We start from the raw sequence: 25,679 nt of genomic DNA, 5'->3' as shown, positions 1-25,679 counted from the left end.
TAGACACAGCAAGCAGTAACAACCCCGTACGTTTCTGGAGGCACCGAACCATGACCACCTTCGTGGACCGCGTCGAGCTGCACGTCGCCGCGGGTAACGGAGGCCACGGCTGTGCCTCCGTCCACCGTGAGAAGTTCAAGCCGCTCGGCGGCCCGGACGGCGGCAACGGCGGCCGTGGCGGCGATGTGATCCTGGTCGTCGACCAGTCGGTCACCACGTTGCTCGACTACCACCACAGCCCGCACCGCAAGGCCACCAACGGCAAGCCCGGCGAGGGCGGCAACCGCTCCGGCAAGGACGGCCAGGACCTGGTCCTGCCGGTGCCGGACGGCACGGTCGTCCTGGACCGCGAGGGCAACGTCCTGGCGGACCTGGTCGGCCACGGCACCTCCTACGTCGCCGCCCAGGGCGGCCGCGGCGGCCTCGGCAACGCGGCGCTCGCCTCCGCCCGGCGCAAGGCGCCCGGCTTCGCGCTGCTCGGCGAGCCCGGCGACGCGGGCGACGTGGTCCTGGAGCTCAAGACCGTCGCCGACGTGGCGCTCGTGGGCTACCCGAGCGCGGGCAAGTCCTCGCTGATCTCGGTCCTGTCCGCCGCCAAGCCGAAGATCGCGGACTACCCGTTCACGACGCTCGTGCCGAACCTCGGCGTCGTCACCGCGGGCTCCACCGTCTACACCATCGCCGACGTGCCCGGCCTCATCCCCGGCGCCAGCCAGGGCAAGGGCCTCGGCCTGGAGTTCCTGCGCCACGTCGAGCGGTGCAGCGTGCTCGTGCACGTCCTGGACACCGCGACCCTGGAGTCGGACCGCGACCCGGTCTCCGACCTGGACGTGATCGAGGCCGAGCTGCGCCAGTACGGCGCGGGCCTGGAGAACCGGCCCCGGCTCGTCGTCCTCAACAAGGTCGACATCCCCGACGGCCAGGACCTCGCCGACATGGTCCGGCCCGACCTGGAGGAGCGCGGCTACCGCGTCTTCGAGGTCTCCGCGGTCGCCCACAAGGGCCTCAAGGAGCTGTCGTACGCGCTCGCCGAGTTCGTCGCCGAGGCGCGGGCCGCCAAGCCCCAGGAGGAGGCCACGCGCATCGTCATCCGGCCCAAGGCCGTCGACGACGCGGGCTTCACCGTGACGCGCGAGGACGACGAGGGGGCGCCCCTGTACCGCGTCCGCGGCGAGAAGCCGGAGCGCTGGGTCCGCCAGACCGACTTCAACAACGACGAGGCCGTCGGCTACCTCGCCGACCGGCTCAACCGCCTCGGCGTCGAGGACAAGCTGATGAAGGCGGGCGCCCGCGCGGGCGACGGCGTCGCCATCGGCCCCGAGGACGACGCCGTCGTCTTCGACTGGGAGCCGTCGATGTCGGCGGGCGCCGAGATGCTCGGCCGCCGCGGCGAGGACCACCGCTTCGAGGCCCCGCGCCCCGCGGCCCAGCGCCGCCGCGACCGCGACGCGGAGCGCGACGAGTCGGAGCGCGAGTTCGACGACTTCAACCCGTTCTAAGCCGTACCCGGCGCCTCCTGGCCGGGCGGTCAGGAGGCGCGGGGCAAGCGAAGGGGCCCGGAGCGATTCACTCGCTCCGGGCCCCTTCGTCGTACCGTCTGCGGCTACGCGGACTCCAGCTCCTCCGCGGCGGCTTCGGCGGCCTCGGCGGCAGCCTCCTCCGCGGCCTCCTCGCGCTGCGCGGGAATCTCCGCCGCGACCCGGGCGGCGGCGCGCACGCGCCGCGCCTCGGACTTGGCGCACAGCTCCACCGCGGCCGCGTTGAAGCGGACGAGGGAGGGCGGGTCGGAAGGACCGAGCAGGTGCTCCTTGAGCTCGGCCCGCGCCTCTGCGTGCACGTCGAGGCGAGGGTCGCGCACGGCGGCCAGGAGCGCGGGCACGCCCTCGGCCTCGGGTGACAGGATGGCCGCGGCCCGCACCGTCGGGAAGCCGGAGCGGAAGTCGGCCTCGCTGAGGCCGGTCGTGTTGGCCACCGCGTACGGCTTCTCGCTGCTCAGCCAGTCGGACACGACCGACGAGACGTCGCTGATGAGCACGTCGGCCTGGTTGAAGCAGGAGAAGATCGCCGGCCGCGACTCGGTGATGATCTGGTGCTCCCACTCCGGCAGGGCCGCCCAGTACGCGGTCTCCCAGGCGAGGGTCGCCTCGATGATCGCGGCGCGGACGTCGCCGTCCGGCTTGCCCTGGAGCATCATGCGCTCCTGTTCGTCCGCGCCCTTGCGGAACTTCTTCGCCGTGAGGAGGTTCAGCTCCTCGGTGCGGCGGACCAGCTCGGCGTCGGCCTCGGGGCCGGGCCGGGCGCCGGAGCGCTGGGCGTTGGCCTCGCGGATCATGGCCTTGATGCGCTCGTTGGCGGCGCCCGCGGCCGGGATCTGGGAGCCGGTCATCGGGTGCGGCTTGTAGATCAGGCGCACGCCGGGGTCGGCGAGCAGGTGCCGGACGATGTTCTCGCCCGCGAGGATGACCGAGGTGTTGCCGGGGTTGCCGTCCCAGCCCTCCCAGGTCGGCGCGTACAGGACGGTCGTGTGCGTCCCGGTGGGCGCGCCCGCGTACGGGCGGATCGGGGACAGCTGCGGACGGCCGACCTCGACGACGTCCTTGTCGTCCACGCCGATGTCGGCGAGCTGGTAGCGCTCGCGCGCGGCGGGACCCGCGACCCACACCTCGTCGTACGCCTTCGCGTACGGGTTGCAGGAGGACAGCTTGTCGCTCTCGCCGTGGTTGATGAAGGCGTGCTTGATCGACGGGATGCGCAGGACCTGCGAGGTCTTCGCGGCGTTCGCCGGGTGCAGGAGCATCTTCAGGGTCGACTGCTCCAGGGAGAACATCGTGGCGACCTTCGGGAAGCAGATGATCGGCACGTCCGTGGAGTCGATCTTCTGGACCATGAAGCGCTCGCGGAGCACGATCAGCGGGTTGCCGTCGAGCTGCGAGAGCGTGGAGAGCCACATGTTGGCCTGGTACGCGGACGTGGTGCCGCCGGAGAAGTACATGCCGACCGTCGGCTGGTACTCGGCCAGCCACTGGTCCAGCCACGCCATGACCGCCTCGGCGTTCTTGGCGCGCTTCTTGGGGAACAGCCAGGTCGCGAGGTAGGCGACGCTGCCGCCCAGGAGCATCAGGGAGATGCCGAGGCCGATGCCGCCCCAGTACGCGTCGGTGGTGGCCGCCGTGAGCAGCAGGCCCAGGGTCGTCGGCACCGAGAACAGGAGCAGGCGGCGTGCGTGCTGGCGGGCAAGGAGGCGCGGCGGCGCGGCGGTGAGGTGCAGCGCGGACGCGTCGATGTTCCGCGTGATCACCGGCAGCTGACGGCTGCGGCGGACCATGACGGCGGTGGCCGTGCAGGTGAAGTGCAGCGCGAAGAAGACGAGCAGCGCGATGGTCAGCGGCGACTGCTCGGCGAGCGGCTCGATGCCGTCGATGCGCAGCAGGCCGACCAGGATCAGCATGTCCCGCAGCAGCTGCCGGACGATGACGTCGAAGCGGACCTTGCCGAGCAGCGAGAGCAGCCCCGGCTGCTTGTACTGCAGGTAGATGTCGAGCGCGAGGTTCGCCGCGGAGGCGGCGATGAACACCGGGACGTACGGGATCAGCGCGGTGGCGAGCTGAGCCGCGAAGAGTGCGAACATCGTCAGCAGCGCGGTGAGCTGCACGATGCGGCGGTTGGCGAGTCCGGCGGAGGGCACGGGCTTGAGCTCCTGGCGGGGGGCGGTCGGACAGGGCGGGGGCGGTACTGGAGTCCGGACGTGCGGGCAGGGCCTGCTACAGACGAGGCTCGTCACTCATCCGGATAAGAGGAAGACCCCTGACCGTATGACGCCGGGTACCTCCGTAGCAATCTTCCGTGACGCTCATCACCGCATATAGGGGCAAAGGTCACAGGGTGCACGGGCCGGAATCCCTCTGTGTGGCCGCTTGCCGACCCCGCGCGGTCCACCGGCCGGGAATGCCGGGGCGCCGGGCCCCGGTCTTCGCGTAGATTCGCAGGGCCAGCAGCACCGGGATCATTTGGGGAAGCGCGTGACTAGGCAGGGCGTGGCAGAGGCTCACCGGGTCGTCGTCAAGGTGGGGTCCTCCTCGCTGACCACCGCTTCGGGGGGCCTCGACGCGGACCGCGTTGACGCGCTCGTCGACGTCTTGGCCAAGCACCGCAGCGGCGGGGAGCGCGAGATCGTGCTCGTGTCCTCCGGTGCCATCGCGGCCGGGCTCGCGCCGCTCGGCCTTCGCCGGCGGCCCAAGGACCTGGCCCGCCAGCAGGCCGCGGCCAGCGTCGGCCAGGGCCTGCTCGTGGCCCGCTACACGGCCTCCTTCGCGCGCTTCGGCATCCGCGTCGGGCAGATCCTGCTCACCACCGACGACACCAGTCGCCGCGCCCACCACCGCAACGCCTCGCGCACCCTCGACAAGCTCCTCGCCATGGGCGCCCTGCCGATCGTCAACGAGAACGACACGGTCGCGACCGACGAGATCCGCTTCGGCGACAACGACCGGCTCGCCGCCCTCGTCGCCCACCTCGTCCGCGCCGACCTGCTCGTGCTGCTCTCGGACGTCGACGGCCTGTACGACGGCGACCCCGCGGCCGAGGGCACGGCGCGCATCGGCGAGGTGCGCGGCCCCGCCGACATCGCGCACGTCAAGATCGGCAGCGCGGGCAAGGCGGGCGTCGGCACCGGCGGCATGGTCACCAAGGTCGAGGCCGCCCGGATCGCCGCGGCCGCGGGCATCCCCGTCGTCCTGACCTCCGCGAGCCACGCGTCCGACGCCCTCGCGGGCCGGGACACGGGCACGTACTTCCACGCCACCGGGCGGCGCTCGGCGGACCGCCTGCTGTGGCTCCAGCACGCCTCCGCGCCCCGGGGCGCCCTCTCGCTCGACGACGGGGCCGTCCGCGCGGTCGTGGAGGCCCGCAAGTCGCTCCTGCCCGCGGGCATCGCGGCCGTCGAGGGCGACTTCATCGCGGGCGACCCGGTGGAGCTGCGGGACCCCGCCGGGCATGCCGTCGCCCGCGGCCTGGTGAACTTCGACGCCAAGGAGCTGCCCCGGCTCCTCGGCCGCTCCACGCGCGAGCTGGCCCGCGAGCTCGGCCCCGCGTACGAGCGCGAAGTGATCCACCGGGACGACCTGGTGGTCCTGCACCCCTGAGACCCCACCGGCACCAGCGGAAAACAGGCCGAAAACAGGCGCGAACGCCTTCCCCGGACCGGCCCGCCCGAGGGGAAACTCCGGAAAATCGCCCCGAGGGACCGCTTGTCCTGCTCAACTTTGTGACAAGGCAGTTCCGCACGACCGTTGCGTAACGACCGTTGCGTATCCGCATGAGGACTGGTTGAAGGAGGCCGTCGTGAGACGAGTGCGCCCAGGGGCGGCGTCCCGCGGGTCGGCTGAGCGCGCCCTGACGAGCGTCGCCGCGGGGGCGACGTACGCCGAGGACGCGGGCGAGGGCCAAGGCCGGGAGCCGGCCGCGCGGCAGCCGGACGAGAGCCCCGGCGACACGGGCGGCGAGCGCGCCGAGGCGCCGCGCCTGTGGCACGTGACCCTCAGCGTCTCCGGTGCCAGGACCCCGCTCCAGGAGGTCAGGCGGGGCCTCGAACAGCTCGCCCACGACCACCCCTTTCTGCTGACCAGCCGGTACGCGCACGACCACGCGGAGATCCGCTACTGGGAAGAGGCCCGCGACCTGCACGACGCCGCGGCGGTCGCGCTGCGCCTGTGGGGCGAGCACCGGCAGACCGCACGGCTTCCCCCCTGGGAGATCGTCGGCCTCGAAGTGATCGACCGCGACACCTATCACCAGCGGATCGCGGAGGGGTACGGGCCGCTGCCCGCGACACCGGTCGGCGTCCACCCCTTCTAGGCGGGGTTACGCCCACTGGTCATTACCGGCCATGTCTCGCGGAGTGGGATACCGGCTGGACGGCCCGGGACGCGCGGTTACCCTGCCCCCATGACCGCGCCGCTCTCGCCGTACGACAACATGACCCCGGTCGCCCAGGCCGCCTACCGCGCCCGGGCCGCCGCCGCGCAGCTCGCGCCGCTGCCGCGGGCCGCGAAGGACGACGCGCTGCTCGCCATCGCCGACGCCCTCGAAGTGCGCACGGCGGAGATCGTCGAGGCCAACGCCGAGGACGTCGAGCGCGCCCGCGCGGCCGGGACCAGCGAGGCGATCGTCGACCGGCTCACGCTCACGCCCGAGCGCGTACGGGCCATCGCCGCCGACGTGCGGGACGTCGTCGCGCTGCCCGACCCCGTTGGCGAGGTCGTGCGCGGCTCCACGCTGCCCAACGGCATCGACCTGCGCCAGGTCCGCGTCCCCCTCGGCGTCGTCGGCATCATCTACGAGGCCCGCCCGAACGTCACCGTGGACGCCGCGACCCTCTGCCTGAAGTCCGGCAACGCGGTGCTGCTGCGCGGTTCGTCCTCCGCGTACGCCTCCAACACCGCGCTGGTGCGCGTGGTGCGCGACGCCGTCGGGGGCGCCGGGCTCCCCGCCGACGCCGTTCAGCTCGTGCCCGGCGAGAGCCGCGAATCCGTCCGCGAGCTGATGCGCGCCCGCGGCCTCGTCGACGTGCTGATCCCGCGCGGCGGCGCCTCGCTGATCAAGACCGTCGTCGAGGAGTCCACCGTCCCCGTCATCGAGACCGGCACCGGCAACTGCCACGTCTACGTGGACAAGGACGCCGACCTCGACACGGCCGTCGAGATCCTGATCAACTCCAAGGCCCAGCGCGTCAGCGTCTGCAACGCCGCCGAGACCCTCCTCGTGCACGCGGACATCGCCGACGCCTTCCTGCCGCGCGCCCTGGACGCCCTGGCCGACGCGGGCGTGACCGTGCACGCCGACGAGCGCGTCCAGGCCCACGCCCCCGGCTCGAAGGCCACCGTCGTACCGGCGACCGCGGAGGACTGGGAGACCGAGTACCTCTCGTACGACATCGCGGCCGCGGTCGTCGACTCCCTGGAGCAGGCCGTGGAGCACATCCGCCTGTGGACCTCCGGGCACACCGAGGCCATCGTCACCACCTCGCAGCAGGCCGCCCGCCGCTTCACCCAGCTCGTGGACTCCACGACGGTCGCCGTGAACGCCTCCACCCGGTTCACCGACGGCGGCCAGTTCGGCTTCGGCGCCGAGATCGGCATCTCCACGCAGAAGCTGCACGCGCGCGGTCCGATGGGCCTTCCGGAACTGACCTCGACGAAGTACATCGTGACCGGCGACGGACACGTGCGCTGAGGCGTCCCCGCGCCCGGCCGACGGGCGGGGGCGTTCGGGGTCACAACCCCTGAATTCCCTTTCCGTCTGCCCAAATCCACCCCCCAGGTCTACGCTGGACGCGTGCCGGAGGACGTGGGGGGCACGCCGCTTCCGGGCGGCGGGGAGCCCGACGACGACCGCGACCACGGGGGTGCGGACGACGAGTTCGCCTCCGTGGTCTTCGACGAGGAGTTCGTGCGGGCCGCGCGGATCCACGAACCCACCGCCGTGGAGCGCCTCCTGGCCGCCGCCCAGGCCCGCGCCGAGGCCGAGGCCCGCCGCGGCCGCGCCCGCCGCTCCGGCGCCGACGGGCGGGAAGCCGCGGACGACGACTTCGACGACCACGCCTACGACGGATACGGCCCGGACGACGGCGCCTTCGGCCCCGGCCGTGACGCCGACGAGTTCGACGAGTTCGACGACCTCGACGAAGCGGAGCTCCTGGAGGACGGCCGCGGGCGCTACGGCCGGCGCGGCGCCAGGGTCCGCTGGCACCGCCCCGTCGCCTGGATGCTCGCCCTCCTGATGGGCATAGGCATGGTGGCCTTCGCCTTCGCCGCGGTGTACCGGGGCGCGTCGTCGGGCCGCCAGGACCGCATACCCCCGCCCGCGACCACCGAGGTCGAGCAGACCAGGGGCGCGGGCGAGACCGGCGGCCCCTCCGCGTCGGCGGAGTTCGGCCAGCCCGCCGTACCGGCGGAGCCGCGCACGCCCTGACACCGTCCCGCGAACCCCCGCGCGAGCTCGGCGAACGCGTTGACGCGGCACGTGAAGAGTTGTCAGAACTTGTCGTGTACCAGGGCGTTTACCGCGCGTCCCGGAGACCTACCCTGAAGGTATGGGCGGGCCAGGAGAACCACCTGCGGGGACACCCGAGGGCGCTCCCGGAGGTGAGGACGAGTACCGATCCGTCGTCTTCGACGAGTCGTTCGTACGCGCTGCGCGATTACAGGAGTTCTCCGCGCGCGAGCGCATGGGCGACCACGCGCGCGCCGTCCGCCGCAGGCCGAACCCCCACCGACGGCTCTCCCGGCAAGTGGTGATCCTCGTCGTCCTCATCGCCGTCGCCTTCGGCACCGCCGTCTACATGGGCGTGCGCCACCCGTACGAGACCCCTGCCGGGCGCCGCCCCGAGCCGCTGCGCATGACCGTCATCCCGCTCGCCCCGCAGGGCCGCGTGCCCGGCACCGAGAAGATCGCCGACCTGTTCGCGAAGAGCCCGGCCGCGCAGTTCGGCGTCGGCGCCAGCGGCATCGCCCTGCCCGCCGCCCGCCGCACCGCGCACTTCTCCGAGGACCAGGTCGTCGCCGCGCTCGCCACCGCCAAGGATTACCTCGTCGAGTCCTCGCTCGACCCGGACGTGCTCAGCGGCCGTGCCGTGCGCTCCGCCCGGGTGCTGCTCGACCCCGCCCAACTCGACCAGTTCGACCGCAGTTTCAGGCACCCCGCCGCCGACGGGCGGCACGCGCCCACCGGCTGGCTGGTGCGGTTCGACCCGGCGCGGGCCGCGCTCGCCGACCCGGGCGTGCGCGTGCACGGCTCGCTGCGCGCCGGCGAGACCGACAAGGAGACCCTCGAAGTGGCCTCCGACCACACCTTCGTCTACGCGCTGCGGCCCGCGGGCGCCGGGAGCCACGCGCGCGCCTCGCTGTTCACCGTCCGCCGCGAGCTGCACTTCCGCTTCGACCGCGACGACCTGCGCATGCACCAGGCCGAGCTGCTCGTGTCGCACGTCCAGGCCGGGCCGCTCAGCTGCGCGGCCGACACCACGCACCGGCTGCGGCCGCTGCTCGCGGGCCAGAAGGCGGGTCCCGGCGGCCCCGCGGGCACCGACCCGTTCGCGACGGGGCAGACGACGGCGCTGTGCGGGTCCCTCGCGGGGGCGGCCGAGCCCAGGCTGTAGCCCCGGGGCTTCGGCGCGCGGCCGGGCCTACTTCCCGCCGGAGCCGTCGGAGGGCCCGCCGGAGGACCCGTTGCCGCTCCCGCTCCCGGTCCCGTCTCCGCCGCCTTCGCGGCCTTCGCCGGAGCGGTCGGATGAGCCGCCGCCCTGCCCGGTGAAGCGGCCGCGCAGCTTCCCGCCGAGGTCGCCCGCGCCGCCCGCGATGTCCGATACCAGCTTCATCAGCGGGTCCTTGCTGTTGCGCACGTTGTCCGCGTACGACGACGCCGACTGCCGGAAGGAGTCGCTGACGGAGGTGTCCTTGTCCTCCTGGCGGCGCGGGTAGTGGCCGTCCATGATGCGCTGGTAGTCGCGGGTCGCGGCCCACTTCTTCAGCTCGGCGGCGCGCACGGTGGTGAAGGGGTGGGAGCGCGGCAGCACGTTCAGGATCTTCAGGACGGAGTCGCGCAGGTCGCCTCCCGCCTCGTACTCCTCGGCCTGCTCCAGGAACGCGTCCACGTTCATCTCGTGCAGGTGGTTGCCGCCCGCGATCTTCATCAGGCCGCGCATGGACGCCTGGATGTCCTGGCCCACGAGCAGGCCCGCGCGGTCCGCGGACAGCTCCGACTTGCGGAACCACTCGCGCAGCGCGGTCACGATCGCCATGATCGCCACATTGCCGAGCGGGATCCACGCGACCTTCAGGGCGAGGTTCGTCAGGAACAGCAGGATCGTGCGGTACACGGAGTGGCCCGACAGGGCGTGGCCCACCTCGTGGCCGACGACCGCGCGCATCTCCTCCTCGTCGAGCAGCTCGACCAGGCCGGTGGTGACCACGATGATCGGCTCGTCGAGGCCGATGCACATCGCGTTCGGCTTCGGGTCCTGCGTGACGTACATCGGCGGGACCTTCTCCAGGTCCAGGATGTAACAGGCGTCCCGCAGCATGTCGTTGAGGTGCGCGAACTGGGCGTCGGACACGCGCACGGAGTCCGAGAGGAACAGCAGCCTCAGGCTGCGCTCCGGGAGCAGCCCGCTGAGCGCCTTGAAGACCGTGTCGAACCCGGTGAGCTTGCGCAGGGCCACCAGGGCCGAGCGGTCCGCCGGGTGCTCGTACGCCCGGGACGAGATGCCGGGGAAGCGCCTGCGCTGTCGGCTGGGCACGCTCTCCTGCCCGCTGTCCCCGTGGTCCGCGCCGTCGTGGTTGCCGTTGGTCATGCCGCATCCCCCATGTCGTGTCCGCCTGTCGTGTCCGCAGTCGTGCCCCCGAGACGCTCCCCAGCCTAGTACTCCAGCCGTAGATCGTGATCTTGCTGGTCGGGGCCGGCCGGGGAAAGCCTCAGCATCCTTACGGGGGGTAACCCCCGACACCACCCTGACGACAGCGCATCGGTACGTCAGGGGGGAAGCCGGATGGGCCGATCCCCCCTCCGCTGGTGGGATGGTCGCCGACCGCCGCATTCGGGGGCGACGCAGTCTCGGGCCACAGCTTGAGCGGTCCCTGAACGCGCGCAACCTGAACACAGAAGGGGTCGCCATGCATGGGTTAAGAAGGCGTCGGCGAGGCCTGCTCGTCCTGACCAGCCTGGCTACAGCCGTCCTCGTCGCATCGACCGCGCCCACGGCGGCGGCGAAGCCGCGGCCGGCCGATCCGCTCAAATGGCAGGTGGAGGCGATCCACCACACCGGGGCCGTCGGTGTGCACGCCGAGGTGGCGTCACCGGACGCACGCGACAGCGCGTACGCCGGGACGGCCGCGATGAACACAGGGAGGCCGATGCCGCGGGACGGCAGGTTCCGGATCGGCAGTGCCACCAAGACCTTAACCGCCACGGTCGTGCTGCAACTCGTCGGCGAGGGGCGAATGTCCCTGGAAGACACCGTCGAGCAGTGGCTGCCGGGAGTGGTCCGGGGCAACGGCAACGACGGCAGCCAAATCACCGTACGGCAGCTGCTGCAGCACACCAGCGGCATCCCTGACGTCAAGCCGGAGATTCCCGCGTTGAACAGCGCAAACGGCTATCGGGCCGAGCGGTATCGCACCTACACCGCCGAGGAGTTGGTGGAGCGGGCGATGCGGAACCGACCCGACTTCCCGCCGGGCCGTGGCTGGTCGTACTCCAACACCAACTACACCATCGCCGCCATGATCATCCATAAGGTCACCGGCCGTAGTTGGGCAACGGAGGTGCACGACCGGATCATCCGTCCACTGAGCCTGACGGACACGACGACGCCCGACACCTTCCCGTTCATCCTGGGTCCCAACGCCCGGGGCTACGCCGCGTTCGGCACCGACAGGAGCATCGACGTCACGACCCTCAATCCGAGTATGGCCGTCGGCTCCGGCTCGATCATCAGCACCGCACACGACCTGAACCGGTTCTATGCCGCGCTGCTCGGCGGCCGTCTGCTGGCTCCGGCGCAGCTCGACGAGATGACGACCACCATGCCCGCGCCCGAGCTGGGCGTGAGGTATGGACTCGGTCTTGCCGAGATTCCGTTGCCCTGTGGCGGCAGCTACTTCGGCCACCGGGGCGAACTCCTCGGCTATGTCACCTGGGGTGGCGCCACCCGAGACGGGACCCGGACCGCCGTGGTGTACGTCACCAGTGACGGCGGCCAGGACACCCAGCAGGCCATGACCACACTCATGGGTCGGGAACTGTGCCGGACCCGCTCCTAGTACTCCAGCCGTGGTACGCGCTCTTGCTGGTGGACAGACTGCGGGAAGGTCGCGGCCACCGCTGATCATCGGTGTGTGAAGACTGAAGATTATGCGGTGGCCGTGGGTCACGGCGTAGACCCTGCCCGCTGGCAGGAGGAGTTCGAGGTCCTGATGGGTCGGATAGCGGGCCGGTTCGCGCGGGTTGAGCCCCGGCGCCGGTTGAGGGCCTTCGTGCAGGGGCTGCTGTCGGAGCTGCCGCGCAAGAACTGCTGGTCGATCGCCGAGTGGGCCGGGGAGCCGAGTCCGGACGGCATGCAGCACCTGCTCGGCCGGGCCAGGTGGGATGCCGACCGCGTGCGTGATGACGTGCGCGAGTACGTGCTGGAGCATCTGCACGACGAGGATGCGGTGCTGGTGGTCGACGAGACCGGCGATGTGAAGAAGGGCACGCACACCGTCGCCGTCCAGCGCCAGTACACCGGCACCGCCGGCAGGATCGAAAACGCCCAGGTCGCCGTCTACCTCGTCTACGCGGGACTGCACGGGCACGCGGCGGTGGACCGTGAGCTGTACATCCCGCGCTCGTGGACGTGCGATCCGGACCGCTGCCGGGCCGCGGGCCTGGGCGAGGACACCGTCTTCGCGACCAAGCCGGAACTGGCCGCCCGCATGATCGGCCGGTTCCTCGACGCCGGGCACCGCGTGGGCTGGGTCGCAGGCGACGAAGTCTACGGCGGCAACCCCAAGCTGCGGTCCACCCTGGAAGAGCGCAAAGTCGGCTACGTGCTCGCCGTCGCCTGCTCAGCCGAAGTGACCACCGGTGCGGGAAAGTTCCGCGCGGACGCCCTGGCCGCGAAGGTCCCGAAGCGGGCCTGGCAGAAGCTGTCGGCAGGCGTCGGCGCCAAGGGGCACCGCTTCTACGACTGGGCCGTCATCGACCTGGCCGAGCCCCGGCCAGGCAGTCACCGGCTGCTGATCCGCCGCAACCGCACCACCGGTGAACACGCTTACTACCGCTGCTTCTCGCCGGCCCCGGTGCCCCTGGCCACACTCGTCCGCGTCGCCGGGTCACGATGGCGGGTGGAAGAGACCTTCCAGGCTGGGAAGGGCCTGGCCGGACTGGACGAGCACCAACTCCGCCGCTTCACCTCGTGGTCTCGCTGGGTCACCCTGGCCATGCTCGCCCATGCCTTCCTCGCCGTCGTGCGCGCCGACGAACACACCCGCCATCCCGCCCCGGACGGGCTGATCCCGCTCACCTGCAACGAGATCCAGCGACTGTTCACGATGCTCGTCGCCCACCATGTGCACGATGTGGCCCACCGGCTCAGCTGGTCAGCCTGGCGACGCCGTCATCAGGCCCGAGCCCGCGCCAGCCATTACCGAAGACAAGCCGCGAATCAGACATGAAGATCACGATCTACGGCTGGAGTACTAGGCGGAGATACCGTGGCGGGGCAGCGCACAGAAGGAGCCATACGCCATGGAGCACATCTCTCCCGCCGACGCCCTCACCCTGGCCGCCCATGCGGCCGACAAGCAGGGCCCGGGCAACCTGCTCCGCGTCGTGCTGATCGTGATGGTCATCGGCTGCGTCCTGGTGGGCTGGCTGCTGCTGCGGGGCTACCGGAAGGACTGAGCCCGTCGGGCGGGGCTCGGGGAGACCCCGGCAGGGCGGCGTGGTCGCGCGCGAGCGCCCCGCATACGATGTGCCCAAGTCTTTACCCCGATCCCACACCGGATAGGTCCTGCTGACGATGAGCCTCCACAGCACCGCCGCCCAGCTGGTCACTCTCGCCTCCGAAGGCGGCGAGCACACCGACGAGCACGCGAGCATCAGCCCCTACGTCACCGGCGGCGGCGCCCTCGTCGTGCTGCTCCTGCTCCTGTGGATCACCACGCGCTTCAACCGCGACCGCTGAGCCGCCGCGGCCCGGGGCCGTACGGCTGAAACCCGGGTCGCCCGGCGGGGCCGGTAGTGTCTGCACGCATGGGAGAGCAGGACATGTCGACCGGCCCGCAGGGCGGACCTGGCACAGGCCCGGCGAGCGCCGCCAAGCGCCGCCTGGGCGTCATGGGTGGAACGTTCGACCCGATCCACCACGGACACCTGGTGGCGGCCAGTGAGGTCGCCGCCCAGTTCCACCTCGACGAGGTCGTGTTCGTACCGACCGGGCAGCCGTGGCAGAAGAGCCACAAGCAGGTCTCGCCCGCCGAGGACCGCTATCTGATGACGGTCATCGCGACCGCCGAGAACCCGCAGTTCTCGGTCAGCCGCATCGACATCGACCGCGGCGGTCCCACCTACACCACGGACACCCTGCGCGATCTGCGCCGCCTCAACCCCGATACGGACCTGTTCTTCATCACGGGCGCCGACGCGCTCGGTCAGATCCTCACCTGGCGGGACACCGAAGAGCTGTTCTCGCTGGCTCACTTCATCGGCGTCACCCGCCCCGGCCACACCCTCGCCGACCCCGGCCTGCCCGAGGGCGGCGTCTCGCTGGTGGAGGTGCCCGCCCTCGCGATCTCCTCCACGGACTGCCGCTCACGGGTCGCCAAGGGGGAGCCCGTCTGGTACCTGGTGCCGGACGGCGTGGTGCGTTATATCGACAAGCGCGAGCTGTACCGCGGCGAGTGAGCCGAGAGGGGCACCGGTGAACGACCGACAGTACGACCCGTACGGCGGCGAGTACGAGGGTGACGCGGCGGCTCAGTACGAGGTCGTCGGGTACGACGAGTACGGGCGGCCGGTCTACCAACTGGTGCCCCGGCAGGCGGCTGCCCCTGCGTACGACACGTACGCCGCGCAGTCCTCCCAGGCCGAGGCCCCGTCGCAACAGACGTACGGGTACGACCCGTACGTCCAGGGGGCGGGGCAGCAGCCCGCCGCTTCCGCGTATCCGCAGGCGTACGACGCGTACGCCACCGGAACTTCGTACGACACCGGTGCCTCCCAGGGCGGCGGTGCCTCCCACGGAGGCGGCGCCGGTTACGGCACGGGGGAGCAGACCGGCTGGATTCCGCAGCAGCAGCAACAACAGCAACAGCCGCCGCAGGTGCCGCAGCAGGCCTATCCCGCCGGGCCGGAGGCGGCGCCGGACGAGCGCGCCGGTGCCGAGGCGCACGACACCGACGAGCCCCGCGAGTACCGCACCGAGCAGTTCTCCTTCATCGAGGAGCCCGACGAGGACTCCGAAGACGTCATCGACTGGCTGAAGTTCACCGAGAGCCGCACCGAGCGGCGCGAGGAGGCCAAGCGGCGCGGCCGCTCACGGGTCGTCGCGCTTGTCGTCGTGCTCGCGCTCGCCCTCGTCGGCGGCGTCGGCTATCTGTGGACCGCGGGCAAGCTGCCCGGCCAGTCGGACGACAAGTCCGGCGGCGCGGCCGCGGCGGGACCGCAGAAGCGCGACGTCGTCGTCGTGCACCTGCACAACACCAAGCGCGGCGGCACCTCCACCGTGCTCCTGGTGAACAACACCACCACCCAGCGCGGCTCCGCCGTCCTGCTGCCCAATTCCCTTGCCCTGACCAGCGACGACGGCACCACGACCACGCTCGGCAAGTCCGTCGACGACGACGGCTCGACCGGCACGCGCGAAGAGCTGGACACGCTGCTCGGCACGAAGGTCGAGGGCACCTGGCGCCTCGACACCCCCTACCTCAACAACCTCGTCGAACTCGTCGGCAACATCGACATCGACACGAACGTCGACGTGCCGGACCCCAAGGCCAAGCGCAAGGGCGAGGCGCCGCTGGTCAAGAAGGGCGAGCAGCAGACCCTGAGCGGGCCGATGGCCGTCGCCTACGCCACCTACCGCGCGCCCGGCGAGGGCGAGAACGCGCAGCTGACGCGGTTCGGCCAGGTCATGCAGGGCGTGCTGCGCAAGCTGTCGTCCGACCCGCAGGCCGCCACGGTCACCGTGCAGTCGCTCGCGCAGATCCTCGACCCGTCCCTGAAGGAGAAGGACCTCGGCAGCTTCCTCGCCAAGCTCGCCGACCGCGCCAAGGGCGGCGACTACGCGACCGCGCTCCTGCCGGTGCGGCAGGACGGCACGCTGACCGAGAAGGCCGGCGCCGGCGTGGTCAAGGACGTGCTCGGCGGCGTCGTGAAGAGCCCGGAGCAGGGCGCGGCGGTCCGCGTCGGCGTGAAGAACGCCACCGGCACCAAGACCGCGACCGAGAGCGCCCGCATCGCCCTCGTCAACGGCGGCTACACCTTCGTCGACGGCGGCACCGGCTCGGCGCCCGCCACGTCGTCCCAGGTCACCTACGGTGACGCGGAGAAGAAGCAGGAGGCGGCGGAGGTCGCCAAGACCCTGGGCCTGCCCGCGAGCGCCGTCCGCAAGGGCGACTCGGGTTCGAACGCGGAGGTGTCCGTGGTGCTGGGCCAGGACTACAAGAGCCGCTGAGGCCGTCCGGCTGTCTGGCTGCCTGGCCGCGCCGGTGTCGCCGGGGCCGCCGCGCCGGTGAGGCCGCCGGCAGGGCCTCCCGGGGAGCCGGCGGCGGCGTCCGTTCCGCCCGGCTCCCAGGGTGATCGAATAATCGTCTGGGGAGCCGTCCGCAGTCCGTGAGACCCTTGACGGGTATTGCCCGTCTGAAGGAAAGCTCTCTAGTGACCGCCACGGACCGCTCCACCGAGCTCATCACCGTCGCCGCCCAGGCGGCCGCCGACAAGCTCGCGCACGACATCATCGCGTACGACGTCAGCGACGTGCTGTCGATCACAGACGCCTTCCTGCTCGCATCGGCGCCCAACGACCGCCAGGTCAAGTCGATCGTCGACGAGATCGAGGAGCGCCTGAACAAGGAGCTCGGCGCCAAGCCGGTGCGCCGCGAGGGCGACCGCGACGCCCGCTGGATCCTCCTCGACTACGTCGACATCGTGGTGCACGTCCAGCACAGCGAGGAGCGCGTGTTCTACGCCCTCGAGCGCCTGTGGAAGGACTGCCCCGAGATCGAGCTGCCCGCCGACGCCAAGGCCACCCGCGGCAAGGCCGCGGAGCACGCCAAGCTCGAGCAGGCCGCGGAGGAGGCCGAGGAGATGCGTCACCTCGGTGGTGAGGTGCGGTGACCGCTCCGGGCTGCCGCATCATCCTGTGGCGGCACGGCCAGACGTCCTGGAACCTGGAGCGCCGCTTCCAGGGCACCACGGACATCGAGCTGACCGAGGCCGGCGCCGCCCAGGCCCGGCGCGCCGCCCGGCTTCTCGCCTCGCTGAAGCCGGACGCGATCATCGCCTCCGACCTCAAGCGGGCCGCCGCGACGGCCGCCGAGCTGGCCGCCGTCACGGGCCTCGACGTCACGCACGACGAGGGCCTGCGCGAGACGTACGCGGGGGAGTGGCAGGGCCTCACCCACGAGGAGATCATCGACCGCTTCGGCGAGCAGTACGCCGCGTGGAAGCGCGGCGAGCCGGTGCGGCGCGGCGGCGGCGAGCTGGAGACCGAGGTCGCCGACCGGGCCGCCCCCATCGTGCTGCGGCACGCCGAGAAGCTGCCGGAGAACGGCACGCTCGTCGTGGCCAGCCACGGCGGCACGATCCGTACGACCATCGGCCGCCTCCTAGGCCTGGAGTCGCACCACTGGGAAAGCCTGGGCGGGCTCTCCAACTGCTGCTGGTCCGTCCTCGGCCGGGGCGCCCGCGGCTGGCGCCTCCTCGAGCACAACGCGGGCACGCTGCCCGAGCCCGTGCTCGGCGACGACGACTAGCCCGCAGGTCACGCCCTTGTGGCGGGCCCGAGCACGGATTTCGCGTTTGGGCAGGTGGCAGGCTAAAGTTCTTCTTGTTCGCACCGCGGAGCGGGAAGAACGCAAGGGGCTATAGCTCAGTTGGTAGAGCGCTTGCATGGCATGCAAGAGGTCAGGAGTTCGATTCTCCTTAGCTCCACAGTCCCGGTCCCGTCCCCGTCAGGGGGCGGGACTTTTTGCTGTCTTCTCCGGCTCCCGGGATGTCGCCTCCTCCTGGTCGGCCTCCGCGCGTCGCAGCTCCCGGAGCCGGGCCACTCCCTGGCGGGTCTCCTCGTCGTCCGGGGTGTAGGCCACGATCCTGCACTCCGGCATGCCGTTGATCGACAGCGATACCGACGTCATCCGCAGCTCACCGACCGCCGTGTGGCGGAACGTCTTCACGCGCGGGCCCGGGGGTATGACGTTCCCGCTCGCCCACAGGTCCGCGAACTCCTGGCTGGCCAGGGAGAGCCCGCGGACGAACTCCTCCCAGGCGGGCTCGCCCACGTGTCGTCCGTACGCGCCGCGCAGCGTCGCCACCATCACCGGCAGCTCCGAGTCCCGGAAGACCAGCGGGCAGTCGCTCCTGGGCACCACGAACAGGGTCCACAGGACGTTCGGCACGCCTATGGCCTCTGTCTCCGGGACCAGGAACAGGTCCCGGTAGGCCGGGTTCGTGGCGAGGATGTCGTACCGCGTGTTGTAGACCACGGCCGGGTGCGGGTCCAGGGCGTCGATGAGGCCCTGGATCTCGGCGCCGACCGCCTCCGCGGCCGCCTCGTGCCGCACCGCGTACGGCACCTCGGCCAGGTGGTACAGGTGCTCGCGCTCCGCCCGGTCCAGGCGCAGGGTGCGGGCGACGGCGTCCAGGACCTGCGCGGAGGCGTTGATGGGGCGGCCCTGCTCCAGCCACGTGTACCAGGTCACGCCGACGCCGGAGAGCTGGGCGACCTCCTCGCGGCGAAGGCCGGGCGTGCGGCGGCGCGGGCCCGGCGGCATGCCCACGTCGGCCGGGGTGACCCGGGCCCTGCGGCCGCGCAGGAAGGCGGCGAGCTCGGGCCGCCGCCGCGCCGCCGCGGTCGGGCTCGCGGGGGCTTTCGGGGAGACGGGGGCGGGCGCGGGAGCGCCCGGGGCGTCCGCCGTGCGGGGCGTCCGACCGGTGGCCGACCCCCGTGCGGCACCGGTCGGACGCCCTGCACCGCGGACGCCGGGGGGCTCCGGTGCGGTGTTCTGCGGCGCGGTGTTCTCCTGTGTGGTGCTCTCCGGCTCGGTGGCCGGGGTCGTGGGGCCGGGCGCGCGGCTCGGGGGCACTCGGCGGGGCGCGGGCCCCGGATGCGCACTGCCCGGCGCCGTGCGCGGTCGTGCCCTGTGCTTCGTGTCCACCGGCTTCGTGTCTACCGGCGTTGTGTCTACCGTCATCGTGTCCACCGGCGTCGGGCCCACCGCCGCCACATCCATCGCTGTCGCGTCCATCGTCACGTCCCCCATCGCCACGTCCCCCATCGTCGACGCCCGGCCCGCCCCGTGCCAGGTGCTGTCAGTACCAGCATCCGCGGGCTCTCACTACCTGTACCGAGCCGTCGCCATGCTCATGCGCATGACGACCACCAGCCCATCGGTACCGAGCCCGGTCTCAACTCCCGCGTCCAGTAAAGCCCCCGGCACTGACAATCGCCCGGGACGCGTCCTCGCGGCCGTGCTCGCGGCCCAGTTCATGGCGCTGCTCGACGTGTTCATCGTCAACGTCGCGGCGCCCACGATCCGTACCGACCTGCATGCTTCCGGGGCCGGTCTTCAGCTCGTGATCGCGGGCTACACCATCACGTACGCCGTCCTGCTGATCACCGGCGCCCGGCTCGGCGAGCGGCTCGGGCACCGGCGCGTCTACCTCGCCGGGCTCGCCCTGTTCACCGTCGCGTCGCTGGCCTGCGGGCTGAGCCAGAGCACCGGGCAGCTGATCGCGTTCCGCCTCGCCCAGGGCGCGGGCTCCGCGCTCCTGATCCCGCAGGTCCTGAGCCTCATCCAGCGCACCTTCACCGGCGAGGCCCGGGTGCGTGCCCTCGGCGCGTACTCGGCGGTGCTCGCCACGGGGGCCGCGGCCGGGCAGGTGCTCGGCGGCGTCCTGGTCAGCGCCGACCTGTTCGGCGCCGGCTGGCGTCCGGTGTTCCTCGTGAACGTGCCCGTCGGGGTGGTCCTGCTGGCCCTCGCGGCCCGCGTCCTGCCGGCCGACAGCGCGCCACCGGCCGGGCGCGCCCGCGGCCTCGACCTGCCGGGCCTCGTCCTGCTCGGCGCCAGCGTCTCGCTCTTCACCGTGCCCCTGGTCCTCGGCGAGCAGAAGGGCTGGCCGCTGTGGACCTGGCTCTGTCTGGCCGCCTGCGCCGTGCTCTTCGCCCTGTTCTGCGGCTACGAGTCCCGCCTGGCAGGGCGTGGCGGTGCGCCGCTGATCTCGCCGCGCCTGCTGCGTGCCCCGGGCATGGGCGGCGCCGTCTTCCGGCTCGCCGCGATCATGGCGGTCAACGCGGGCTTCCTGTTCGTGCTCACGCTCCATATGCAGGGCGGGCTCGGCTACAGCGCGCTGCGCGCGGGGCTGACGTTCGCGCCGACCGCCGTGCTCTTCGGCGTCGTCGGCCTGACCTGGCGGAGGTGGCCTCGGAGCGTCCAACCGGCGCTTGTGCCCGGTGGGTTCGCGCTCACTGCGGTGGCGAGCCTCGCCGTGGGCCTGCTGCTGCGCGACGGCCGCGACGTCGGCGTCTGGCTGTACGTGGCGTTCGTCGCCGCGGGCATCGGGATGTCGCTCGGCTTCAGCCCGGTCCTCACGCGCGCGTTGGCGACGGTCAGGCCCGAGGACGCGGCGGACGCCAGCGGCCTCCTCGCGACCGTCACCCAGCTCGGCCAGGTGACGGGCGTCTCGGTCTTCGGCGCGCTTTTCCTCGGCCGGCTTGAGTCGCAGGGGACTCCAGGGGCGTACTCCTCGGCGGACGCGCTCCTGGTGTGCACCTACGCGCTCGCCGCGGTGGCCGCACTCGGGGCCGTGTCCGGACTGGTACGTATGCGTCGCTGACCGGCTCGCCGTGCTCGTGGCAGAATTCGGGGGGCCGGAAGGGGACTGCACCAGTTGCGCCGACGGTGACCCGACGTGAGGGAGAGCGCGATGCCAGCGAGCATCCTCGAGGAGGCCGGCCGCCTCCCCGAAGTGGCGAAGATACGGTCCGGCGACGCCACGCTCCTCAACTGCCCTTCCTGCGGTTCGTCCCACGTCGCCCAAGTCCTCGGTGACAACGGCGGAGTCAGTTACGTGTGCACGGCCTGCGGCCACAGCTGGAGCTGATCGATGGGTGCACACAGGCGGAAGTGCGACTGGTGCGGCAGCGGTACGCCGATCGTCCGCGACATGGAGCCGGTGAACCCGGACTACCAGTACTGGTGCGAGGAGTGCGCGCGGGCGCTGATCATAAAAGGCGATCCCATCGAGACGTACCGCGAACTCGAAGGGGAGCCGATCTACGGCCGCCTGCTCGACGAGCACTGCACCCTCAAACGCTTCTACTCCTTCGCCACCGCCTGAGCGCGGCCCCGGAGGCGCCTTCCGGGCACTCCGTACGTCCGCGGGGCGCACGCCGCGCGACGGCCGCCGCCACCGCGAGGAAGCCGAAGGCCGCCAGCGGATACACCGCCGACAGCGCCATCTGACCGGCGCTCTGGTCGAGTTCGGGCCGCCCCGGGCGATGCGGCACCCACCACAGGGCGTACGAACAGAACGCCACGACGAGCCCGCCCGCGGCCGCCCGGCGCGCCGGTCCGCCCCGGTGCGCGGCGCGCGTCCACAGGAGCAGCGCCATCGGCACGCACCACACCCAGTGGTGCGACCACGACACGGGGCTGACGAGCAGCGCCGTCGCGGCGCAGGCAGCGGCGCCCCAGGCCCGCTCGCCGCGCACCGCCGCGGCCACCGCGACCCCTAGGCCGCCCGCGCACACCAGCACGGCACCCGCCGTCCACCACGAGCCGGGATCCTCGGTGTGCAGCAACCGGGCGAGCACGCCGCGCAGCGACTGGTTCGCCGTCTGCTCCGGGTGCCCGGCCCGGCCCGCCTCGAAGACCACGCGGGTCCAGAAGCGCCGGGAGTCCTCCGGCAACACCACGGCGGCCGCCAGCGTCGCCGCCAGGAACGCCGCGGTGGCCACGCACGCGTGCCGTACGGCGGGCGTCCGCCCGCCCCGCCGTACCGCCTCCACGACGCCGACGAGCAGCAGGAACACCGCGAACAGCGCGGGCGTGAGCTTGATCGCCGCCGCCACCCCGATGCCCGCCCCCGCCCACCGGTGGCCCGGGCGCCGGGTCAGGTCCCACAGCACCAGGACCGCGAGGAGCAGATTGATCTGCCCGTAGCGCAGTGTCGTCCACACCGGCTCCGACCAGACGGCGATCGCCGACACCCACAAAGCGGTCTCTACGCGCGCGTGCCCTCGCCGTCCGCCCACGGGCGCGTGCCCCTGCCCGTCGATCAGCCGTAGACACAGGCGGACGAAGACGACCAGCAGGAGCAGGTTCCCGGCCGTCGCGAGCCCCCGTAGGTCCGCGACGTCCGGCACGGTCAGCGGCGTGAAGAGCAGCGCGGCGAACGGCGGGTACGTCATGGGCAGGTGCGCCTCGGTCGCGCGCAGTGCGTACAGGTCACCGCCCGCGCGCGCGGTCGCGCCCTCCGCGCGGTAGACCATCAGGTCGATCATCGAGACGTCGGCGCCGCGCTGAGCTGCCCAGAAGGCCACGAAGGAGCACAGGCAGACCCCGGCGGCGAGGGGGACGCGGCGGCGGGCGGCGACGGACACGAGCACGGTCACGACGCCGGACGGTAACGCCCTCGTCTGGCCGGGACGGAAACGATTTGGTGGTCCAGGGGGTCCACCGTGTAATGTTGGCGGAGCCGCCGGGGAAACCGGGCGGAACACAGCAAGGGGCTATAGCTCAGTTGGTAGAGCGCTTGCATGGCATGCAAGAGGTCAGGAGTTCAATTCTCCTTAGCTCCACAGTGAATTGAGAGCGGGCCACCCGGATCGGGTGGCCCGCTTCTCTGCGTCCTGCCGGTGCCCTACTGCCGTCCGCTGCCCAGGGCGCGGCGCCCGCGCCCGCGCGGCAGCAACGGCGGCGTCCGGGGCGCGGCGGGAGCCGCCGGGTCCTCCTCGACGCGCAGGGCGAGCGCGGGACAGCGCCGCACGGCGCGCTGGGCGCGCGCTTCCGCGTAGCGCGGCACCGGGGCCTCCGCGACCGCGGGGAAGCCGTCGGGGCCCAGCTGGATCAGCTCGGGGACGATGTCGGCGCACAGGCCGTGGCCCTGGCACAGCGTCCAGTCGACGGCGAGCTTGCGGCCGCTCGGCGCCTCGCCCTGCGGCGCGTCGTCCTGGAGGGGCAGCACGCCCTCGACCGGGCGCCCGCAGCCGTCCCCGAGGACGTGCGCCGCCAGGTCGTCCGTGAAGGCCGCGATCGTGGACTCCAGGAAGGCCGCCGAGCCGTCGGGGTGCTTGCAGGCGCCGCGCCGCTTCACCGCCCGCGTCACCTCGCGCAGCGCCTCCAGAGCGGTCGGCCCGCCGCCGTCCAGGACGTCCGCGAGACCGCGCGCGGCGGCGGGCAGGCCCAGATAGCAGGGGCCGCACTGGCCCGAGCTCTCGGCCGCCAGCCAGTGCGCCACGCGCAGGGACTCGCCGAGCGGGCAGGTGCCGGGGCCGATCGGCAGCACCGCGCCCGCGCCCAGGGCGCCCCCACAGGCCTCCAGGGCGGCACGGGAGACGACGGCGTCGTGCGCGGCGACCGCGTCCAGCCACTTGCCGTGGTAGCCGCCCGTGAGGACGCCCTGCGGCAGCGGGGGAGCGCCCGCGAGCTGCAGAACGTACCGCAGGGGGACACCTGTTGGGACCTCCACCACCATCGGACGCGTGACGGCCCCGGAGAGGGTCAGCAGGACGGTGCCGGGCTCGTCGCGCAGTCCGGTGCGGCGGTAGCGGTCCGCCCCGGTCCGGGCGGCGACGGCGAGCTGCGCGAACGTCTCCGCGTTCGACAGGAGGGTGGGCGCGCCGCCCACTCCGGAGTCGGCGGTGCGGACCTTGCGCCCCGGCGGCAGCGGCGGACCGCCCTCGGCGGAGCGTACGAGAGCGGAGGACTCGCCGGTCACCATGCGCACGGGGTTGCGCTGCACGCGCGCGCGAAGGCGCGATCCGCGCCGGTCGCCCAGACCCCGCTCGTCCAGCGCGGCGCGCATCGACGCCTCCGTGGAGTCGCGGGTCACCCCGACGACGAGGGTGCGCGCGCCGAGGGCCTCGGCCGCGAGCAGGGCGCCGTCCAGGATGAGATGCGGCGCGCGGTTGATCAGGACGGTGTCCTTGCGGCAGGCGGGCTCGTCCTCGCTCCCGTTGACGACGACCACGGGACGTATGCCGCGGCGGATCGCGGACTCGGCGACGGCCCGCAGCTTCTTGGCGAACGGGAAGCCCGCGCCACCGCGGCCGCGAAGGCCGATCGCCTCCGCGAGCCCGGCGAGCTGCTCGCCCGCGATGGGCCGCAGCGGGCCGTGCACCTTCAGGTGCATGGCGAGGTCGAGCCGCTCGACCAGATCGAACCCCGAGGTCAGTAGCGGGAGCCCGACGACGCGGACTTCGGGGACGTCGGGCAGGGACGCGTTCACTTGCTGCCTCCGGCGGGCGCGCTCCAGGGCTCACCGGTGCTGGGTGCCTGGAACGGGCCTAGTAGGGGTTGCTCGGCAGACCCGTCGCCTTCGCGCGCGGGCTCGCACGGCGGGTCGTACGGCGGGTCGTACGCGGGCGGGTGGTACGCGGGCTGAGGACCGGTGGCAGCACCGAACCGGCTGTCTCCGTAGTCGTGTTGTGTGTCTTGAGGGTCTACGGAGTCGTATCGGGGGTCTACGGAGTCGTACGGGAACGGGGGGCCGGGGGCCTCGGCGGGCGGTGGGGGTGACGGGGTGGGCCAGCGGGGCGCGACGGTGGGCAGGACCTCGGTCGTCGTGAGGTCCGGGGTGAGATCTGCTGGTGGGAGGCCCGGCTCGCCCTCTTCGGAGAGGGTGGCGAGGGCGCGGTAGGCGGCGGCGATGCCGGTGACGGAGGCTGGCTCCGGCGTGACGCCGCGGCGGCCGGGGGCCGTGCCGGGAAGCGGGTCGGTCCCGGTGTCCCGCACGGCCTCCCGGGAGCGGCGGCGCGGGCGGCCGGGCGCTCCCCGGCCGTCGGGTTCGAGGACGGCGAGGATCCGGGCGGCCACCTTGCGCTTGACCGGGCGCGGCGCCGTGCGCAGCGCCATGGCCCCGGCGACCGCGACGAGGCACAGGCAGTACAGGGCGACGACCCACGGCTTCGGCGGGCGGCCCGCGTACAGGCCGTGGATCAGGGCGGCGCACCAGGCGGGGTAGGCGAGCATGTGCAGCGCGCGCCACCGCGAGGCGACCTGGACCGGCGAGGCGAAGGCGCTGCGCAGCGCGCCGGTGACGCTGGTGGTGACCATCAGGAGGCCGGCGAGCGACCCCAGGCCGATCAAGCCGTCGCCGCCGGTCACACCGAGGCCGAAGGGGATGAGCGCGCCCACCGCGGACACGTGGTCGAGCGCGAGCTTGACGGTGCCGTGCAGCAGCAGGAAGCCGACGGAGGCGACCGCGGTGGCCCGGTGCACGGCCTGGGCGAGCAGGCGCTGGCGGGAGCGGAGGAAGAGCCGGTCCGAGGCCACCAGGCCCCAGGCGACGGACGAGGTCAGGGCGACCAGGGACAGGACGCCGGTGGTGTGGTCGAGGGCGGCGCGGAAGCCGTCGCCTCCCGCTAACACGAGCAGGGGTATCAGGAGCAGCGCGGCCGTGGTCAGCAGGCCGCGGGCCGCTCTGTCCGGCCCGCGGAACGAGGGGGAGCCGGTCGACGCGGGGCTCCGGGAGCGTTTGCGGTGGGGGTGCAGGGGGTTCAGAGAGTTCATGGGGGCACTCCGAAATGGTCCGGTCGCCGCATGCTAAGTCGCCCCATACCGACGGGTACGGGGTTTGAGTTATTGCGTTGTTATCAAAGCGCGACTCGATCTTGGTGTTGCCCCGATAGTGGGCGGTACGCGGAGTAATCCTTGGCCAATGGTGAGCCTCCGCTTCCTCGCGGCACCGCGGTCCGGTTCCTC

22 protein-coding genes, 2 tRNA genes and 1 pseudogene are annotated in these 25,679 nt (G+C 72.4%); 19 read left to right on the top strand and 6 right to left on the bottom strand.

Annotated elements, in window-relative coordinates; translation table 11 throughout:
• The first annotated feature begins 50 nt into the window (after positions 1-50).
• Positions 51-1,499 (top strand): GTPase ObgE, encoded by a 1,449-nt coding sequence (gene obgE, locus CP982_RS15620; protein WP_150511100.1) that lies wholly within the window; start codon positions 51-53, stop codon positions 1,497-1,499.
• A 104-nt stretch (positions 1,500-1,603) separates the two neighbouring features.
• Here obgE and CP982_RS15615 read toward each other — a convergent pair whose 3' ends face one another.
• A complete protein-coding gene (locus tag CP982_RS15615; protein WP_150511099.1) occupies positions 1,604-3,685 on the bottom strand; it encodes a hypothetical protein in 2,082 nt (693 codons plus the stop codon).
• A gap of 349 nt (positions 3,686-4,034) precedes the next feature.
• On the opposite strand from CP982_RS15615, the gene proB reads away from it, so the two are divergent.
• The 5 genes from proB to CP982_RS15590 all read left to right on the top strand — a co-directional run bounded on the left by proB (position 4,035) and on the right by CP982_RS15590 (position 9,154).
• Entirely contained in the window at positions 4,035-5,141 is a 1,107-nt protein-coding gene (proB, locus tag CP982_RS15610; RefSeq protein WP_150511098.1) for a glutamate 5-kinase, read from the top strand.
• A gap of 199 nt (positions 5,142-5,340) precedes the next feature.
• Positions 5,341-5,853 carry a hypothetical protein gene (locus CP982_RS15605; protein ID WP_150511097.1) on the top strand — a complete coding sequence of 171 codons (513 nt, stop codon included), beginning with the start codon at positions 5,341-5,343 and terminating at the stop codon, positions 5,851-5,853.
• Between the two features lie 90 nt (positions 5,854-5,943).
• Positions 5,944-7,230: a glutamate-5-semialdehyde dehydrogenase gene (locus CP982_RS15600; RefSeq protein WP_150511096.1), complete on the top strand. Its 1,287-nt coding sequence runs from the start codon at positions 5,944-5,946 to the stop codon at positions 7,228-7,230.
• 102 nt (positions 7,231-7,332) lie between these two features.
• Positions 7,333-7,968: an SCO2584 family spore wall biosynthesis protein gene (locus tag CP982_RS15595; RefSeq protein WP_150511095.1), complete on the top strand. Its 636-nt coding sequence runs from the start codon at positions 7,333-7,335 to the stop codon at positions 7,966-7,968.
• 121 nt (positions 7,969-8,089) lie between these two features.
• Entirely contained in the window at positions 8,090-9,154 is a 1,065-nt protein-coding gene (locus CP982_RS15590; RefSeq protein ID WP_150511094.1) for an SCO2583 family membrane protein, read from the top strand.
• Between the two features lie 27 nt (positions 9,155-9,181).
• Here CP982_RS15590 and CP982_RS15585 read toward each other — a convergent pair whose 3' ends face one another.
• Entirely contained in the window at positions 9,182-10,348 is a 1,167-nt protein-coding gene (locus tag CP982_RS15585) for a M48 family metallopeptidase (RefSeq protein ID WP_150511093.1), read from the bottom strand.
• A gap of 319 nt (positions 10,349-10,667) precedes the next feature.
• On the opposite strand from CP982_RS15585, the gene CP982_RS15580 reads away from it, so the two are divergent.
• The 9 genes from CP982_RS15580 (at position 10,668) to CP982_RS15550 (ending at position 17,688) form a co-directional block, all read left to right on the top strand.
• Positions 10,668-11,816 (top strand): serine hydrolase domain-containing protein, encoded by a 1,149-nt coding sequence (locus CP982_RS15580; protein WP_150515249.1) that lies wholly within the window; start codon positions 10,668-10,670, stop codon positions 11,814-11,816.
• A 153-nt stretch (positions 11,817-11,969) separates the two neighbouring features.
• Positions 11,970-13,208: an IS701 family transposase gene (locus CP982_RS15575; RefSeq protein ID WP_150515250.1), complete on the top strand. Its 1,239-nt coding sequence runs from the start codon at positions 11,970-11,972 to the stop codon at positions 13,206-13,208.
• Positions 13,209-13,281: 73 nt separating this feature from the next.
• A complete protein-coding gene (locus CP982_RS41740; RefSeq protein ID WP_170316433.1) occupies positions 13,282-13,437 on the top strand; it encodes a hypothetical protein in 156 nt (51 codons plus the stop codon).
• Positions 13,438-13,555: 118 nt separating this feature from the next.
• Complete coding sequence (locus tag CP982_RS41735; protein ID WP_030362624.1) at positions 13,556-13,720, top strand: hypothetical protein; 165 nt, start codon at positions 13,556-13,558, stop codon at positions 13,718-13,720.
• Between the two features lie 68 nt (positions 13,721-13,788).
• A complete protein-coding gene (nadD, locus tag CP982_RS15570; RefSeq protein WP_150511092.1) occupies positions 13,789-14,439 on the top strand; it encodes a nicotinate-nucleotide adenylyltransferase in 651 nt (216 codons plus the stop codon).
• 16 nt (positions 14,440-14,455) lie between these two features.
• A complete protein-coding gene (locus CP982_RS15565) occupies positions 14,456-16,210 on the top strand; it encodes an LCP family protein (protein ID WP_150511091.1) in 1,755 nt (584 codons plus the stop codon).
• Positions 16,211-16,413: 203 nt separating this feature from the next.
• Entirely contained in the window at positions 16,414-16,872 is a 459-nt protein-coding gene (rsfS, locus tag CP982_RS15560; protein WP_030673956.1) for a ribosome silencing factor, read from the top strand.
• Positions 16,869-17,510 (top strand): histidine phosphatase family protein, encoded by a 642-nt coding sequence (locus CP982_RS15555; protein ID WP_150511090.1) that lies wholly within the window; start codon positions 16,869-16,871, stop codon positions 17,508-17,510. Before rsfS ends, CP982_RS15555 begins: the two co-directional genes overlap by 4 nt.
• Positions 17,511-17,615: 105 nt before the next feature.
• Positions 17,616-17,688, top strand: a tRNA-Ala gene (locus CP982_RS15550).
• 20 nt (positions 17,689-17,708) lie between these two features.
• Here CP982_RS15550 and CP982_RS15545 read toward each other — a convergent pair.
• A pseudogene (locus CP982_RS15545) lies at positions 17,709-18,596 on the bottom strand (helix-turn-helix transcriptional regulator); the annotation flags it as partial.
• Between the two features lie 529 nt (positions 18,597-19,125).
• Here CP982_RS15545 and CP982_RS15540 point away from each other — a divergent pair.
• The 3 genes from CP982_RS15540 to CP982_RS15535 all read left to right on the top strand — a co-directional run bounded on the left by CP982_RS15540 (position 19,126) and on the right by CP982_RS15535 (position 21,093).
• Complete coding sequence (locus CP982_RS15540; RefSeq protein ID WP_150511089.1) at positions 19,126-20,589, top strand: MFS transporter; 1,464 nt, start codon at positions 19,126-19,128, stop codon at positions 20,587-20,589.
• A 90-nt stretch (positions 20,590-20,679) separates the two neighbouring features.
• The gene (locus tag CP982_RS41730; protein WP_170316432.1) at positions 20,680-20,856 is read left to right on the top strand and encodes a hypothetical protein; all 177 of its coding nucleotides are present in this window, start codon (positions 20,680-20,682) and stop codon (positions 20,854-20,856) included.
• Positions 20,857-20,859: 3 nt separating this feature from the next.
• The gene (locus CP982_RS15535) at positions 20,860-21,093 is read left to right on the top strand and encodes a hypothetical protein (protein WP_016643127.1); all 234 of its coding nucleotides are present in this window, start codon (positions 20,860-20,862) and stop codon (positions 21,091-21,093) included.
• Here the strand turns inward: CP982_RS15535 and CP982_RS15530 are convergent.
• Positions 21,062-22,369 (bottom strand): glycosyltransferase 87 family protein, encoded by a 1,308-nt coding sequence (locus tag CP982_RS15530; RefSeq protein WP_150511088.1) that lies wholly within the window; start codon positions 22,367-22,369, stop codon positions 21,062-21,064. The two genes, CP982_RS15535 and CP982_RS15530, sit on opposite strands and share 32 nt — an antisense overlap.
• A 113-nt stretch (positions 22,370-22,482) precedes the next feature.
• Here CP982_RS15530 and CP982_RS15525 point away from each other — a divergent pair.
• A tRNA-Ala gene (locus CP982_RS15525) sits at positions 22,483-22,555 on the top strand.
• Positions 22,556-22,617: 62 nt separating this feature from the next.
• Here the strand turns inward: CP982_RS15525 and CP982_RS15520 are convergent.
• Both CP982_RS15520 and CP982_RS15515 read right to left on the bottom strand, forming a co-directional pair.
• Complete coding sequence (locus CP982_RS15520) at positions 22,618-24,204, bottom strand: NADH-quinone oxidoreductase subunit NuoF family protein (RefSeq protein ID WP_150511087.1); 1,587 nt, start codon at positions 24,202-24,204, stop codon at positions 22,618-22,620.
• A complete protein-coding gene (locus CP982_RS15515) occupies positions 24,201-25,487 on the bottom strand; it encodes a ferric reductase-like transmembrane domain-containing protein (RefSeq protein WP_229879559.1) in 1,287 nt (428 codons plus the stop codon). The genes CP982_RS15520 and CP982_RS15515 overlap by 4 nt, the downstream gene beginning before the upstream one ends.
• Positions 25,488-25,679 lie beyond the last annotated feature (192 nt).

Source organism: Streptomyces spectabilis (assembly GCF_008704795.1).
Classification (GTDB): domain Bacteria; phylum Actinomycetota; class Actinomycetes; order Streptomycetales; family Streptomycetaceae; genus Streptomyces; species Streptomyces spectabilis.
The sequence above is the reverse complement of the archived record's forward strand: the minus strand, read 5'-3'. Positions and strand labels throughout refer to the sequence as shown.